The 15,629-nt window shown below is 37.6% G+C and carries 20 protein-coding genes and 1 other RNA gene; 19 read left to right on the forward strand and 2 right to left on the reverse strand.

The window, feature by feature from the left end; genetic code table 11:
• The first annotated feature begins 116 nt into the window (after positions 1-116).
• The 3 genes from tadA to ffs all read left to right on the forward strand — a co-directional run bounded on the left by tadA (position 117) and on the right by ffs (position 2,237).
• A complete protein-coding gene (gene tadA / locus ACLIBG_RS08365) occupies positions 117-581 on the forward strand; it encodes a tRNA adenosine(34) deaminase TadA (RefSeq protein WP_439312311.1) in 465 nt (154 codons plus the stop codon).
• 496 nt (positions 582-1,077) lie between these two features.
• A complete protein-coding gene (locus ACLIBG_RS08370) occupies positions 1,078-1,524 on the forward strand; it encodes a hypothetical protein (RefSeq protein WP_439312312.1) in 447 nt (148 codons plus the stop codon).
• Positions 1,525-1,971: 447 nt separating this feature from the next.
• Positions 1,972-2,237, forward strand: an RNA gene (ffs, locus tag ACLIBG_RS08375) — signal recognition particle sRNA large type.
• A gap of 68 nt (positions 2,238-2,305) precedes the next feature.
• Here the strand turns inward: ffs and ACLIBG_RS08380 are convergent.
• On the reverse strand, positions 2,306-2,785 hold the full coding sequence (locus tag ACLIBG_RS08380) for a PCYCGC motif-containing (lipo)protein (protein WP_439312313.1): 480 nt from the start codon (positions 2,783-2,785) through the stop codon (positions 2,306-2,308).
• Positions 2,786-3,000: 215 nt separating this feature from the next.
• On the opposite strand from ACLIBG_RS08380, the gene hprK reads away from it, so the two are divergent.
• Together hprK and ACLIBG_RS08390 are read left to right on the forward strand one after the other, a co-directional pair.
• Positions 3,001-3,930, forward strand: a complete 930-nt coding sequence (gene hprK, locus ACLIBG_RS08385) for an HPr(Ser) kinase/phosphatase (RefSeq protein WP_439312314.1) — start codon at positions 3,001-3,003, stop codon at positions 3,928-3,930.
• Positions 3,931-4,134: 204 nt separating this feature from the next.
• Positions 4,135-4,620, forward strand: coding sequence for a small multi-drug export protein (locus ACLIBG_RS08390; RefSeq protein WP_439312315.1), 486 nt, complete (start codon positions 4,135-4,137; stop codon positions 4,618-4,620).
• A 300-nt stretch (positions 4,621-4,920) separates the two neighbouring features.
• Here the strand turns inward: ACLIBG_RS08390 and ACLIBG_RS08395 are convergent, their stop codons facing one another.
• Positions 4,921-5,895: a proline dehydrogenase family protein gene (locus ACLIBG_RS08395; RefSeq protein WP_439312316.1), complete on the reverse strand. Its 975-nt coding sequence runs from the start codon at positions 5,893-5,895 to the stop codon at positions 4,921-4,923.
• Positions 5,896-6,171: 276 nt separating this feature from the next.
• Between ACLIBG_RS08395 and ACLIBG_RS08400 the strand changes: the two genes are divergently transcribed.
• The 14 genes from ACLIBG_RS08400 to yabA all read left to right on the forward strand — a co-directional run bounded on the left by ACLIBG_RS08400 (position 6,172) and on the right by yabA (position 15,560).
• On the forward strand, positions 6,172-6,669 hold the full coding sequence (locus tag ACLIBG_RS08400) for a metallophosphoesterase family protein (protein WP_439312317.1): 498 nt from the start codon (positions 6,172-6,174) through the stop codon (positions 6,667-6,669).
• Positions 6,670-6,692: 23 nt separating this feature from the next.
• Positions 6,693-7,154: a hypothetical protein gene (locus ACLIBG_RS08405; RefSeq protein WP_439312318.1), complete on the forward strand. Its 462-nt coding sequence runs from the start codon at positions 6,693-6,695 to the stop codon at positions 7,152-7,154.
• Between the two features lie 357 nt (positions 7,155-7,511).
• Positions 7,512-9,203: a DNA polymerase III subunit gamma/tau gene (gene dnaX / locus ACLIBG_RS08410; protein WP_439312319.1), complete on the forward strand. Its 1,692-nt coding sequence runs from the start codon at positions 7,512-7,514 to the stop codon at positions 9,201-9,203.
• A 193-nt stretch (positions 9,204-9,396) separates the two neighbouring features.
• Entirely contained in the window at positions 9,397-9,714 is a 318-nt protein-coding gene (locus ACLIBG_RS08415) for a YbaB/EbfC family nucleoid-associated protein (protein ID WP_439312320.1), read from the forward strand.
• 12 nt (positions 9,715-9,726) lie between these two features.
• Positions 9,727-10,323 (forward strand): recombination mediator RecR, encoded by a 597-nt coding sequence (gene recR / locus ACLIBG_RS08420; RefSeq protein WP_439312321.1) that lies wholly within the window; start codon positions 9,727-9,729, stop codon positions 10,321-10,323.
• Between the two features lie 341 nt (positions 10,324-10,664).
• Positions 10,665-10,877: a YaaL family protein gene (locus ACLIBG_RS08425; protein WP_439312322.1), complete on the forward strand. Its 213-nt coding sequence runs from the start codon at positions 10,665-10,667 to the stop codon at positions 10,875-10,877.
• 99 nt (positions 10,878-10,976) lie between these two features.
• Positions 10,977-11,240 carry a pro-sigmaK processing inhibitor BofA family protein gene (locus tag ACLIBG_RS08430; RefSeq protein WP_439312323.1) on the forward strand — a complete coding sequence of 88 codons (264 nt, stop codon included), beginning with the start codon at positions 10,977-10,979 and terminating at the stop codon, positions 11,238-11,240.
• Between the two features lie 121 nt (positions 11,241-11,361).
• A complete protein-coding gene (locus ACLIBG_RS08435; protein ID WP_439312324.1) occupies positions 11,362-11,535 on the forward strand; it encodes a sigma factor G inhibitor Gin in 174 nt (57 codons plus the stop codon).
• 339 nt (positions 11,536-11,874) lie between these two features.
• Positions 11,875-12,504, forward strand: coding sequence for a dTMP kinase (tmk, locus tag ACLIBG_RS08440; protein WP_439312325.1), 630 nt, complete (start codon positions 11,875-11,877; stop codon positions 12,502-12,504).
• Between the two features lie 24 nt (positions 12,505-12,528).
• Positions 12,529-12,858, forward strand: coding sequence for a cyclic-di-AMP receptor (locus tag ACLIBG_RS08445; protein WP_439312326.1), 330 nt, complete (start codon positions 12,529-12,531; stop codon positions 12,856-12,858).
• Between the two features lie 34 nt (positions 12,859-12,892).
• Positions 12,893-13,324, forward strand: coding sequence for a YaaR family protein (locus tag ACLIBG_RS08450; protein ID WP_439312327.1), 432 nt, complete (start codon positions 12,893-12,895; stop codon positions 13,322-13,324).
• A gap of 37 nt (positions 13,325-13,361) precedes the next feature.
• On the forward strand, positions 13,362-14,348 hold the full coding sequence (gene holB / locus ACLIBG_RS08455) for a DNA polymerase III subunit delta' (protein WP_439312328.1): 987 nt from the start codon (positions 13,362-13,364) through the stop codon (positions 14,346-14,348).
• Positions 14,349-14,361: 13 nt separating this feature from the next.
• The gene (locus ACLIBG_RS08460; RefSeq protein WP_439312329.1) at positions 14,362-15,189 is read left to right on the forward strand and encodes a PSP1 domain-containing protein; all 828 of its coding nucleotides are present in this window, start codon (positions 14,362-14,364) and stop codon (positions 15,187-15,189) included.
• A 14-nt stretch (positions 15,190-15,203) separates the two neighbouring features.
• On the forward strand, positions 15,204-15,560 hold the full coding sequence (gene yabA, locus ACLIBG_RS08465; protein WP_439312330.1) for a DNA replication initiation control protein YabA: 357 nt from the start codon (positions 15,204-15,206) through the stop codon (positions 15,558-15,560).
• The last annotated feature ends 69 nt before the right edge of the window (positions 15,561-15,629 follow it).

The following is a 15,629-nucleotide window of genomic DNA, read 5'->3' on the forward strand; positions in this document are numbered from 1 at the left end:
CTTAAAATTTATGAGTCTCGTTGATAGGATATTCCTAAACGATTGATTTTGTTCCTCTAGTCATGTAGTTTAATCATGTATACGAATCAAAATTATTAGATAAAGTTGTGATATAAATGGATGAGCAATGGATGCAAGCGGCTATAGAAGAGGCAAAAAAAGCACGTTCCATAGGCGAAGTTCCAATTGGAGCTGTCATTGTATATAACGGTGAAAAAATTGCTTCGGGATACAATGTACGTGAATGTACGCAACGAACGTTATCCCATGCTGAATTAATCGCTATTGAAGAGGCTAATGGGAAAGTTGGAAGTTGGCGGTTGGAGGATTGTACACTTTATGTCACATTGGAGCCGTGTCCAATGTGTGCCGGTGCGATTGTTCAATCTCGTATCAAACGTGTTGTTTACGGGGCACCTGATCCAAAAGCAGGTTGCGCCGGGACATTAATGAACTTACTGAATGAGAATCGCTTTAACCATCAAGTGGAAGTAACAAAAGACGTATTGTTAGAGGAATGCAGTTTTTTGTTGAAGGACTTTTTTAAACAATTGCGCGAGCGGAAAGGGAACTGTATTTAAAGTGTTAAAAAGAATGTTCAACAATCGAGCCATTATGTTGAGGAAAGGGAGGTTAAAATGATTTTTACGAACTGGATGACTTATGTCTCTGTTGGAGTTATAATAGCCGTGTTAATCTATGCGATTTTTAGTATTTATCTAAAAAAACCACTAGGCCTATATATTAACGGGTTTACTTCAGAGGTGCAAACTAGTCTTCCGCAAATGATATCGCAGTGATATTCGCAATAGAATCCACTGCGATATTTTTATTGGTATATTTGGTATTGTCGCCGTTTGGTTTCAAATTCACATAGTAAATAACACTCTTTTTCACAGTAACAGTTATAAATATTTCAGTTTTGTGATTTTCCTGTGAATTGCTATAAGAAACAAAGGTATTTTGATTAATGCGTAAAGATGAAAATAGAGTTAATATAAGGTTCATGACGCTTTACGCTTAAATAAACAGGGCAGGTTAGTTGAATTGAATAATTAGATATCAGGAGGTGAGAAATTGAGTCATTATAAAAAGAACGCAGAAGCAGCTCGTAACATACAACAAGTAAAAGGATTTGTGTGTCCAACTTGTGATAGTCGTGTGCCTCGTGGTTATGAGGTTTGTTATAATTGCGGGGATATGCCAATGTCAGGCTCTGGTTATTCTAGCTCGTCTAGTGGTGATGATGGTATGTTGGGTTCGTTTTTCTTCTTCTGGTTCACATTTATTGCACCAGCATTCTACTTGTTAAGCAATATGGACGAAGATGCAGCACGCGAGTTTTTTAACCTTATTTTGTTGTTACCCAATTTAATTATATTAATTTCCACTGTAGTTTCGATAGTGAGACAGAGAACTAATTTGGGGTGTCTTTCTTGGCCTGTACGTATATGGGTTCTTGTTTTTAGTGTTTTAACATTCATGAAAAACATTCAGCTTTTTCTACATAATTCATTTTCGTGAATTAAAAATATAAATTGTCACCCATTAAGCAGTTAAACTAACGGACGCGATTGTTTAATAAGAAATTATAGTTTAGGGCTTGGGTATTCTCAAGCTCTTTTTCTTTTGTGTACGTTTAATTATTACTAATTGTTCATTAAATTTCATAGGAAATTGCATCTTATAATGTCAGTTAGATTACACATAATTAAAACCCTTAATAACAGTCATTCAATATTTTTTGAACACTTGTTATTTTAAATGAATTACATATGCAATTTCAACAACACCCCCCCATAAACACCATTATAACAATAAAAAAGGAACACCAAATTCAGTTGCAATTTGATGTTCATATTTGCGTTTATTTTCACATTTTGTAATCTGGAAGTGAATTACATAAGATTAACCGGATTTCCCTTTATTTACAATTGCAATCTGCTTTAAAAATCGTTATAATGGGTCTTGCCGTGCTAGATGGGGAATTAGCGGTGCCCTATAACTTGCAATCCGCTATAGCAAGGTTGAATTCCCATCCGAGGTGAGGCGACCTTAAGGCTGCCTTAAGGGATTGGTGTTGACGTTCAGATCTTGCGCAACAGGAACCCATGAATTCTGTCAGGTCCGGAAGGAAGCAGCAGTAAGTGGTTATTCTTGTGTGCCGCAGGGCTCCCTGAATCGAGCCATGAACTTAAGTAACGCTTAGGGACGTCACATCAGAGATGGGTGCACGGTTACATAAATGTATAAAATCCTTGTCGGGTATATTCCGGCAAGGATTTTACTATTTTATAAAAAGCAATTAAACCTCTGGAGTTGGTGTAGGTTCCGCGTATCCTTCTTTATACTTTTCTTCAATCATGTTTCTGATTACCTTCACAGATTTTCCGTTACTGGATTCGATAATGGACTCTGCTGCAATGTCGAGACAAGCCTGGCATCTTGTAGCATGGTCATCCCAAACGAGTGAACCATCGTCGTTATTTTCATGGATAAAGCAGTCATAATTATCTTTATGTCCAATGGATTCGTCGCCACATCCGCAATAACAAGGAATGGACTCCAACAGTTTTTGATTCTGAGCGACGGCTTGGTACAATATTTGCATTTCCTCCGACTTTGCATCTAGAAATGGCGGCAGTTCTTTTAGGGAAGATGTTTCCTCACGCGTATCCCCTGTTACTTCCGTAGCAGGATGGTTTTGTTCTTCGCTTTCTTCTGAAGAGCAAGCAGCTGTAAATACTAGGATGATTATACCTAATAGAATCAATAATTTTTTCATTAATGATAAACTCCTTTAATTTGCTGTTTACCTTATTTTATCACGTATTTTAAAAAGAATAATGTTTGTCTCCAATTGTTCAAAATTTTTTCCTTATATTCATATCCTATATTATCTAAAAGAAATATTCGACAATAAAACAATTAAATAGGCAAGCGGTTTCTTGCTTATTATGTTACATTAATAGTGAGCGAACAGGATGGAGCGTGCAAGATATGAAACAAATTACAATTAACGATTTAGTAAAAACTTTTTCTCTGGAAGTGTTAACAGCTAAAAATGAACTAGATGATGTTATTATGCAACCACAAACACGCAGGCCGGGGTTGGAGTTTATTGAATATATGGATTTTTTGCCGAAGGAACATGTTCACGTTCTTGGTGAAGATGAAATTCGTTATTTGGATAATCTAACGGATGAACAATGTGAACGGCGCGTTAGTAATATAGTGAAATATCATCCCCCATGTATTATTGTTACAGATGACCAAAGTGGTCTTGTTTATTTAACAAAATATTGTACGAAAAATAACATACCATTATTGCGGACGGATGAACATAACTATGAATTTATTAAAAAAATTGATGCTTATTTGATTAAAAATATGGCACCCGAGATAGCGGTTCATGGGGTCTGTATCAATGTTTTCGGTATCGGTATTCTTCTACGAGGAAAATCGGGACTAGGGAAAAGTGAAACGGCACATACGTTAATCGGTAGAGGACATCGCCTTGTTGCCGATGATATCGTTGTTATTAAAAAGTTAAGCCCCCAAACATTACTTGGTACACATAATGGAAAAAATAGGGAGTTTCTTGCTTTGCGCAGTGTTGGACTGTTAAATGTAGTCCGTCAATATGGAAGAAAAGCATTTCAGGATGAAACTCGCATTGCTTTGGATATTGAACTGACTACGTGGAAGAGCAATACATTAAATAATGGGCTTGAAATGGAAACAAAATTTACGGAATATATGGATGTTCAAGTTCCGCATATTCAAATTCAGCTGCAGCCAGGTCGAGATGTGGCCGGGTTAATTGAAGCAGCGGCGAATAATTGGTACTTACAACAACAAGGGTACAGTGCTGCAGAGGAGTTCAGGAAACGATTGGAGTCGGACAATTACAAGTCTAGCTGGGAGTAGAGAAAGGTAAATTTTATTTCCTCCGTATTGAAAAATCAATGCTGGTAAAAAATGAGAGTGTATTAACAAACTAGGTTGTAAACAAATAAAGGTAGATGGTTTTTCATGTACGGTTAGGCCATAATCATGAAAAAACGCTAATTTTTAAAAATCAATGGACTTTGCAAGTAGATGTGTTGATAGTCATAAGGAGGATATGGGAAATTGATTTGGACGTATTTTATTATTTTTTTATTAGCTGCAATTCCTTTTTTTGAAGTAGCAATGATCGTACCTGTCGCAATTATTGGCGGCATTCCAGCAGTCCCAGTTATTGTTATTGCCTTTTTAGGGAATTTATTAACGGTAGGTTTAGTGATTGTATTTATAGATTGGGTTCGTAATTGGCGTAGAAAGAAAAAAGCTAGTGATGAAAAGTCAGAATCCAAAGGCCATCAACGTGCTAAGAAAATTTGGGGAAAATATGGTTTGGCAGGTTTAGCATTCATTGGCCCGTTTTTTGTAGGTAGTCATGTAACGGCAATTTTGGCTGTCTCATTTGGTGGAACACGTTCAAAAACTTCAGTATTAATGACGGCAAGCATCGCATTTTGGGCAATTTTACTTGGTAGTGCAGCATATTTTGGCTTTGACTTTCTAGTGAAAGATAAAGATGGTTTTGGTTTTATTACAAGACTTTTAAATCAATAAAAACATGCTGCTATTAACCGGTGTGATAACAGTAGAAGTTTGGATTGTTTTTTTAACATAAAACATAGGAAGAATCTTTGTCTGAAAAGAACTGTGATTTCGTTTGTGTTTGGACTACTGTTTGCCTAATATTTTACTAGAAATGGTTACAAAGTTATAACTATAAAAAACACCCCTGAGGCAGAAATTCAGGGGTGTACATCATTCTGTGCTATTAACAATGTCATAAGCATTCCAATTAAGTAGCGGATTCACCTAGTATAGGTTGTTTCTATCCTTAAGCTGCATTCGGTCGTCTTTTTATTTGTTCCTCTTGCTTAGCCGACCAAGTAAAAATGCTCCAAGTCCTATCCCGATCATGGTATTCGTCTTTTTATTGAATACTTGTTTAAAAAAGAGATTGAGGTTTTGCGGACGTTCGGCAAGCCGACGCATAAAATAGCCATACCAATCCGTGCCAAATGGTACATACGTACAAAAATTGTACCCCTCCTTGGCGAGATCCAGCTGCATGTCCTTTCTAAAACCGTACAACATTTGAAATTCAAATTTTTCTCTTGGGATCTGGTTTTCTTCAACGAATTTTTTCACATGGTTAATAATATGATGATCATGGGTTGCAATGGAAGTAAATTTCCCGTTTAATAAATGATATTCGATTAAGCGAAGAAAGTTTTCATCGATTTCTTTTTTATCTTGATAGGCAACTTCAGGTGATTCTTTATAGGCGCCTTTTACAATCCGTAGTCGGAAGTGTTTATATTGCTTAATATCATTTATCGCCCGGAAAAAATACGCCTGAATGACTGTTCCGATATTATCATACGTTTGGGCAAGCTCGTCGATTAAATCAAAGGACGGCTGCAAATGGTCGTAATCCTCCATATCAAAATTAATGAAGATATTATATTCATGCGCTTTAGAAACAATCTCCCGCAAGTTTTGTAAGCAGAAGCCAAAATCAATATCAAGACCAAGCTGTGTTGGCTTCAGCGAAATATGAGCATCGATATTGTTTTGATTAATCGATTCGATGACAGATAGAATGTGTTTTTTCGCTTCGATTGCTTCATCTTTTTCAAAAACAAATTCCCCAAGGTTGTCAATCGTCGCTGAAATTCCTTGTGCGTTTAGTTGTTTGACGCTTTCGACCATTTCTTCCACATTTGTTCCAGCAACAACCGATTGCGCCCCTAATTTAAAGCCGTATCTTTTGGCTGCTTTATTCAGCATTTGGTTTTGTGATAATCCGATGAAAAAATTTTTAATCCACATAGCCATCCCTCTTTATTTTTAAGTTTAGTCGTATCATGTACAATAATATGTTAAACGATTCCGCTTTGTTTATTATATCATTTTCAAAGTTACTTTTCCTTCCATAGGGTAGCTGTCTATGTTGGATTTTGTCTGCTAGCTTACGCTAAATTAGCGAGCTTTATATTTTATGCGAAAACGAAAACTGTATTAGAATAAAAGTGCACAGCAGTCTTGTGTTGAATTTAACAAAAGAGTAATCCCCTATCACGTTTTTAAAAAGGTGGCTTTAACTTTATGAAGATTGTTGTAATAGCTGATACGCACATGCCCAATAAAGCGAAAAAACTCCCAAATCAGCTCATCACGGAATTGAAAGCAACTGATCTCATTATTCATGCAGGCGATTGGCAAACGATGGATGTTTACCGAGAACTTTCAACGTATGCGAAGGTAGAAGGTGTTATCGGAAATGTGGACGGTATAGACATTCAGCAGCATTTCAAGGAAAAAGAGATTTTACATTTAAACGACTTTAAGATTGGTGTTACACATGGTCATGGCCAAAAGCTGACAACAGAAAAAAGAGCTAGGGCTGCTTTTGAAAAACAGGACGTTGATTGTATTATTTTTGGCCATTCACATATCCCTGTTTTGAAGTATGAAAACGATATTTTGATTTTTAATCCTGGTTCCCCTACGGATAGAAGAAGGCAAGCTTATTATTCGTATGGTATTTTAACAATTGGAAAAGGCATTCATGCGGAACATGTTTTTTTTAGCGATAAAGATTAGAATCAAATAAAGAGGTGCTTCAATTGAAAAAACTATATCTTCTGATCCCTATATTGTTCATATTATCGGCTTGTAGTAGTCCGCAATCAAAAACAAATTATTATTTATCACTAACAGGCGAAAGTGAGACGTGGGAATTGAACGGCTATGAATTAATGTTCACTCAAGATGGAAAGAAGATAGGAAATGGAAAACTGAACATGAAGGAGGAAGAATATTTCACAGATTTCTTTAGTTTTAATACGCATGTTGTTAAAAACGGTGTAGATAATCGAATTCATGCTGGTTCCGTATCAGGGAGAACTAATATTTCGGAACAGATGACAGGAACAATTGAAGGTGAAGATGGAAAACCTGTTTCATTCGAAGAAGTAAGTAATATTTACATGATTGTTAAGTGGTGGGACACCGATAAAAATGAAGATGTCCAGGAACGAATTGATTTATATGAGAAGCCGGAAAAAGAGGAAACGTTTTTAAATTAAATGGCGCAAGAATGAAAACAACTTTGACTATTTAAACACCTCTTATAAAATGCAGCTTGGACGTTACTATTACATTCGAACAACATACAACAAAGGTGGCAAAATACATTAACCCTTTTTTGTCACGAAAAGCAGAGGCGTGACGATTGTATTATTAATAACTGTTTTGTGAAAGTGTGGGTGAAGGTTCACATTCACCCTTGAAATAGGATATAATAGAGAGAAATGAAAAGCAAAGCAAATAGAGATGATAAACAGGTGCTTGGTCACTTGGATATAGTCGATGAGTAAGTTATATTTCGTACTATACTTACTCGTTGATCGGGTAGATGCTGCAAAAAAAGGGGATTACGTCATATGGGCTATCAAGCTTTATATCGTGTGTGGCGTCCAAGGAAATTTGCAGACGTTGTTGGGCAATCACATATAACACGAACACTGCAAAATGCCATATCGCAAAACAAATTTTCCCACGCGTATTTGTTTTCGGGGCCACGCGGAACCGGAAAAACGAGTGCGGCAAAAATATTTGCGCAAACGATTAATTGTGAACAGGCGCCGACAGAAGAGCCTTGTAACGAATGTGCTGCTTGTCGAGGGATTTTGGATGGTTCAATTTCCGATGTCATTGAAATTGATGCGGCATCGAATACGAGTGTAGATGATATCCGGGAAATACGGGATAAAGTTAAATATGCATCCAGTTCAGTCCCTTACAAAGTGTATATTATTGATGAGGTACATATGATATCCGTCAATGCTTTTAACGCATTATTAAAGACACTGGAAGAACCGCCCGCACACGTCGTGTTCATTTTGGCAACGACAGAGCCGCATAAAATTCCGTTAACGATTATTTCCCGCTGCCAGCGATTTGACTTTAAGCCAATCGGGAATAAGACGATTATTGAGCGATTAAAGGTTATCGTTGAAGCAGAGGGCTTATCAGTAGCGAACGATGCGTTGGAAGCTGTTGCTCTGGCAGCTGAAGGTGGAATGCGTGATTCACTTAGTGTGCTGGATCAAGCAATTTCATACAGTACGGATCGAATAGAACTGGAAGATGTCCTTGCCGTAACCGGTGGTGTGTCACAAAAAGTATTAACAGATATTGTACAAGCGATGTATGAACAGGATGTTCAGCGGACGCTTCAATTGTTTGATGACCTCATTCAGAACGGGAAAGATCCAAGCCGTTTTGTATATGATCTTATTTACTTTTTGCGTGATGTTTTATTTTATAAAACGGCGCCGGCATTAGCAGAACATTTGGAACGAGCCGTGCTTGATGATACGTTTGAAAAGTTAACCGAACAAATCTCGGTTACATGGATACAGCAAGCGATTGTTCAATTGAATGAATGTTTGCAGGAAATAAAATGGACGAACAGCCCAAGAGTTTTTATCGAAATCGTACTGTTGACGATCACCAATCAATATGAAGAACAGCATAAAGAGCAACAATCAACGAATGTGGCGATAGAACCAGAGGTGGTAGAACGGTTAACAAATCGGCTAACACAGCTGGAAAAGGAAATTCAAACATTACAACAAGCGCCAAAGTCGACACCTGTTCAGCAGCCGAGAAGGCAGCCACCGAAACAGCAGACAAAAAACAGCTACAAGATCCCTTATGAGCGGATAAGACCTGTTTTAGAAGGAGCGGAAAAGTCCGCCTTACAAGAAGTAACCGCGGTTTGGGCGAACTTTTTAACGCAGCTAAAATCGACGAATGCTCCTGCACATGCAACTATACAGGATAGTAAACCAGCAGCCGCTTCAGAGGGCGGGCTCGTCGTTGCGTTCAAATATGAAATTCATTGTTCTTTATTTTTGGATAATCGAAATACGGTTGAATCGGTGCTCGGGAATGTACTTGGAAAGAGTGTAACGATTTTTCCGATCCCCGAAAACGCTTGGCAGCAGTTACGATCGGAATATATTAACAGACAAGAAGAGAGTGCTACAAATGAAGAACAAGAAGGCAACCCGCTTATCGATGAAGCCCGCAAGCTAGTCGGTGATGATTTATTAGAAATTCGCGACTAAGAAGGAATGTTGTATCAACCGGACGTTTTAATCAAATTTGCAATAGTCCGTTCGTTGAGAAGGATGTTTTTCATGAATTGGAAAGAAGACATTTGTGTATGTTCTAAGCAGCCAAAGCAATAATGTATACACATTGTAGTATAATGGGGCATTATTTATAAAAGGAAAACATAATATATAAGGAGGATGTACTATGAAAGGCGGAAACATGGGTAACATGATGAAACAGATGCAGAAAATGCAGAAAAAAATGATGAAGGCACAGGAAGAGTTGCAAGCAATGAACTTTGAGGCTTCTGTTGGTGGTGGAATGGTTACCGTAACTGCTAATGGTGCGAAGGAAATTATCGATGTGAATATAAATGAAGAAGCTGTTGATCCAGATGATGTTGATATGCTACAAGATATGGTTTTAGCAGCAGTAAATGATGTGATGAAACAAATAGACGAAAAAACAAATGAAACAATGGGGCAGTATACGAAAGGGTTAAATATGCCTGGAATGTTTTAGGAGGCAGACAGGATGTACTATCCAGAACCAATTTCCAAACTAATCGACAGCTTTACGAAGTTGCCGGGAATTGGCCCTAAAACGGCTGTCCGATTAGCTTTTTTTGTAATTGAAATGGCAGAAGACGATGTGCTCGAATTTGCCAAAGCGCTCGTAAGTGCAAAGCGTGAACTCACGCACTGTTCTATTTGTGGTCATATTACTGACCAGGAGGTTTGTTCCATCTGCCAGGACGGGACACGTGATGAATCGATTATTTGTGTAGTGGAAGATCCAAAAGACGTCATTGCCATGGAGAAGATGAAAGAATTCACCGGCAGATACCATGTTTTGCATGGATCCATATCACCGATGGATGGAATTGGCCCCGATGATATAAATGTTCCTGACTTGCTTCATCGCCTAAAAGACGAAAAGGTCGAGGAAATTATTTTGGCAACCAATCCGAACATTGAAGGAGAAGCAACGGCAATGTACATCTCTCGTCTAGTCAGACCATCGGGTATTCGTACAACTAGAATTGCGCATGGATTGCCTGTAGGCGGCGACTTGGAATATGCAGATGAAGTAACGCTGGCGAAATCACTTGAAGGACGGCGGGATGTATAGCTGCTCTGTTCGAGTGAAACAAAGCCAGCCTTTCAGCTTCAACTCAACAATTACTATTTTTAGAGGGATACCGAGTTTCAAAAAATGACGCTCCTGTGAATCGGTGAAAAATTTGGATTCAAAACAACATTCGAAGCTTTCGCATAAATTGGCTAAAACCAAGTTTTCTAATAAGGTTAGAAAGTATAAAATTCTGGCGCATAGCTGTCTAGCTCCAGCGCCCAGCCCCTCGAGGTCTTAAGCAATAACTCTTCGTGGCAAAACCGCCACTCCGATTTCTTGCTTAAGCTTGTCGGGGCTTACCAGGGCGCTTGCGCTTTTCTTAATAAGTTGGTGATTCGATGAGTAAAAAGGTGAAAAAGACGGATGTCGATAAGCAATTATTGTATGCCATTATTACTGTGGAAGCAGAATGGAAAAAAATGCAGTCGATTATAGACCAAAGCATTGATCCGGTAGACAGTAGTCTTCATCGCGTGAGTTTTGAACAAGCAAAATATATGTTTTTATTACGTGAAGCACGACACCGTAAAGTAAGTGCAATTCGATATTGAGACCCGCATCGTTTTTCGAAGTTTTCTAGCTTTTGGTTCTTTTTTGCAACGTTTGTTCATATGTACTAGATAACGGACAAGTTCAAGGAGGCTGAAGCTATGAATTCCACTATCGTCATATCTATTATGGTCGGGTTAATTATTCTATTATTATTTATCGGGGCGCCTGTAAAGCCGATGCGGTTTATTGCACACAGTTCTGTAAAGATCGGGATCGGAATATTATTTTTGTTTTTCTTTAACGTTTTTGCTGGATCGATCGGATTGCACATTCCTATTAATCTGTTTACTGTATTAATCTCTGGGTTCCTGGGAATCTTCGGTGTCAGCTCGCTTGCTGCTATTCAAATTTTCCTTGTATAAATGCTTGAGCGTATCCAATCTATTTATTGGAGATAAAAATTTTCGTTGTTTCCAAGATTTTATGTATAGACTCCAGTCGTTTAGGAAAAACTATGTACTAAACGATTAGGAGGGGAAGCAAATGGAATATTGCGGCATATGTGAAGAAAAGAAAGAAAATGGCATTCATTTATACAAACTATTTATTTGCTGTGAATGTGAAAGAAATATGATTCATACAGAGCCAAGAGAAGAAAAGTACCGCTATTACTTGAGTAAATTAAAAAATATGAATCAACCAACATTATATTCATAGCTTTTATTTTTTTGGTCCATCCATATATTTATAAACCGTTTTATCCAGTTCCGATAAATCAAATAAGCACCTTTGACCTTTGTAAGCTAACTTGCAAAGGTTTTTTGATTAATAAAGGAAATAGGTGTTTTACCATTTTGGACTACTCGGACGTAGCCAGCTTATAAAAAAACTGTGAAAAAGAAATGGGAACAATTAAATGTTTGGCCGAACCATGCTATAATAGAAAGTACATACCTTTATGAAGTTAATTCAACACACTAAACTTTTTAATCTTTATTTAACGTAAAAGGTCATAAAATACAGTAAATATGATTTTTAATTGAAGGAGAAGAATCAGTGGGCAACAATTTTATAACACTTGAAGGTGGCGAAGGAGCCGGTAAAACAACCATTCTCCATTTATTAAGCGAAAAACTCCAAGCGCTTGGCTATGACGTTTTAACAACACGAGAGCCCGGCGGGATTGAGATATCCGAGAAAATAAGAAATATTATTTTGGATACATCTCATACAGAGATGGAAAAAAGAACAGAAGCATTGTTATATGCAGCAGCGAGAAGACAGCATTTGGTTGAAAAGGTATTACCCGCTTTAGAAAATGGTAAAATAGTCTTATGTGATCGATTTATTGACAGTAGCCTTGCATATCAAGGGTATGCACGTGGGATTGGAATGGATGAGGTATATACAATTAATCAATTTGCCATTCAACAATGCATGCCCGGATTAACACTGTTCTTCGATATTAAACCAGAAAAAGGGCTGCAACGAATAGCTTCAAATAATAACCGAGAAAGAAACCGCTTGGATATGGAAACCCTCTCTTTCCATCAGATGGTTTATGAAGGGTACAGCAAGCTTCGGGAACGATTCCCAGAACGGATTAAAACGATTAATGCAGATCAGCAACTTGATAAAGTAGTTGCAGACGCATGGAATAATATTGTTGAATATATTAGTAAGTAACAAAAAGAAAAGGAGGCAAAAATAGTGAAGCTTATTATAGCTGTTGTACAGGACAAAGATTCAAATCGTTTGATTAATGCACTAAGCGGAGAGAATTTCCAAACGACAAAACTGGCGACTACTGGTGGGTTTTTAAAGGAAGGGAACACAACATTGATGATTGGTTGTCAAAACGAGTACGTTGATGAGGCTTTATCCGTTATTAAAGATAATTGTTCTCAGCGCGAACAGATGGTAGCACCAATATCACCAATGGGAGGAAATGCCGATTCATATATTCCAAAACCCGTAAAAGTAGAAGTCGGTGGAGCAACGGTATTTATTCTTCCGATTGAATCGTTTTTCCGCTTTTAATAATAGAAATTATGTAAGGAAGGGACTGAACGTCATGAAAATAAGTCAAGAGCTGCGATCACAAATGGATACAAAGCAACAACGGTCTGTCACAGATCCTAAACAAGACTTTATGCGTATGGTTCAGTCCCAAACGTATCAATTAAAACAAGAAGAATTGCAAGGCCTCATGAAAGATATAACTGTGCAAGGAGAAAAATTAGCTCGTTTTCGATCTTTTCGGGATTTGGCTAAATTTAAGCGTATGATTAAAGATTTTCTGCAAGAAACGGTATATAAAGGGCTGCAGTTAGAGCAATCGCACCGTTTCACAATGGATGGCCAGAATAAACTGGCACTTGTAAAAGAAGTAGACGATAAATTAGTAGAATTAACGGAAGAAATGATGAATCAAGAAAAGAAGACAGTAGATCTTCTAGGGATTATTGGAGAAATTAAAGGTCTGTTGATTAATATATATACGTAAGAAAGTTGCAGTTAAGAATGGGAACGGTGACTGAGCTATGAAAACCTGGTCGGACATGATGGTAAGTCAAGAACTGGCAGGAAAAATATTAACAAATAGCATAAAAAAAGATCGTATATCCCACGCCTACTTGCTTCAGGGGGGACGAGGAACAGGCAAAGAATCCATTGCCTTTCTGCTGGCCAAAACGTTATTCTGTTTGGATCGAGAGGGAGTAGAGCCTTGCCAAGTATGTAGAAACTGCAAGCGCATTGCATCCAAAAATCATCCGGATGTTCATTGGATCGAGCCTTCCGAAACAATGGCTATAAGAAACGAACAAATAAATGCATTAAAAGCCGAGTTTAAATATTCAGGGTTAGAATCGGTGCAAAAGGTTTATGTAATTAAGGCTGCGGATACGCTAACATTGCAAGCGGCTAATCGTATTTTGAAGTTTCTGGAAGAACCAAATAAAAAAACAACGGCAATCCTATTGACCGAAAACAGCCAATCAATTATTCCGACCATTAGATCCCGTTGTCAAGCGATTGATTTACAACCATTAAACCCATCTTTATTTCAACAGCAGCTGATGGATGCCGGAATTACAAAGGACGATGCTGTTTTTTTTAGTGCATTAACAAATAATCTCGAAGAAGCAATTAGTTGGAATAAAGCTGACTGGTTTGCTCAAGCGAGAAAATTAATGGTACAATGGATAGAAATATCCTCAACTCGAACTGATGACATATACTTATTTCTTCATCAGCATTGGCTTCCTCATTTTAAGGATAGAGAACAGCTGCAGCAAGGACTTGATTTATTAATGATCGCTTTTAAGGATCTTTTATATTTTCATATAGAAAAAGAAGAATCAATGGTAGTTTTTACATCTCAAGACGAAGTGCTTCACAAAGCGGTTCCCATTTTCTCAGAAAAGAGACTGCTTACTGCTTTAACCATTTTATTAAAAGCAAAACAGAAATTAAAACAACGTGTAAATTCCACCTTAGTGATGGAACAACTTACACTTCATATATAGAGGTGATTATATCGTGATTGAAGTAATTGGCGTCCGTTTTAAAAAAGCGGGCAAGATTTATTATTTTGATCCGGCTGATCACAATATTTCCTTAAATGATTACGTAATTGTAGAAACGGTACGTGGTGTGGAATTTGGGAAAGTTGTGATTGCAAATAGACAGGTTGATGAGGAAGATGTTGTTCTTCCTTTAAAGAAAGTAATTCGAATAGCTACAGAACAGGATAAACATGATGTAGCGGAAAATCAGGAAAAAGCAAAGACAGCATTGGAAGTATGTAAGGAGAAAATTATTAAACATGAACTAGATATGAATCTGGTAGATGTGGAATATACTTTTGATCGGAATAAAGTTATTTTTTATTTTACCGCCGATGGACGCGTTGACTTTCGTAATCTTGTGAAAGACTTGGCAGCGATGTTTAAAACGAGAATTGAATTGCGACAAATTGGTGTTCGGGATGAAGCGAAGTTGCTTGGAGGAATTGGTCCATGTGGTAGAATGCTCTGCTGTTCCACCTTTTTAGGAGATTTCGAACCTGTGTCCATCAAGATGGCCAAAGACCAGAATCTTTCGTTAAATCCTGCCAAAATTTCAGGGTTATGCGGACGTCTAATGTGTTGCTTAAAGTATGAGAATGACGACTATGAAGCTGCAAAAAGGGAATTGCCGGATTTGGGAGATTTTATTTATACTTCCTATGGAAAAGGAAAAGTAGTCGGTTTGAATATTCTTCAAAAAATTATTCAAATAGAAATGACGGAAAATGAACGCGTCATCGAATATACGTTAGACGAGTTGATAGAGGAAAAAGTTATCTCGACGCAAGCCACAGAGTAATGAGGTGAGTTAGAGTGAGCAAGAGGGAAATATTTGATCAAGTATCGGACATGGAAACCCAAATAGGTGAATTATACGAGCAATTGGGGGACCTAAAAGGAAAATTAAGCGATTTGCTCGAAGAAAATCACCGCCTATCCATGGAAAACATTCATTTGCGCAATCATCTAAAAAGCGATGAGGCCAATGGTAATGTAGGTGCAGAACAAGACGAGGATGCTCAAGTTAATATACCGGGAGAAGGATATGATAATTTAGCCCGTCTTTATGAAGAAGGCTTTCACATTTGCAATATGCAATTTGGCAGCCCGCGTAGAGATGCTGATTGCTTATTCTGTCTTGAGTTTTTCAATATTAGTAAAACAAAATAATGGAAAGCTGTGACTGACTGTCTCCATGTATGATCATACGTATATGGAGCCATTTTTTTGATTACATTA

This window comes from Virgibacillus sp. W0181, assembly GCF_051846915.1.
In the GTDB taxonomy this organism is placed as follows: Bacteria; Bacillota; Bacilli; order Bacillales; family Amphibacillaceae; genus JBPYCR01.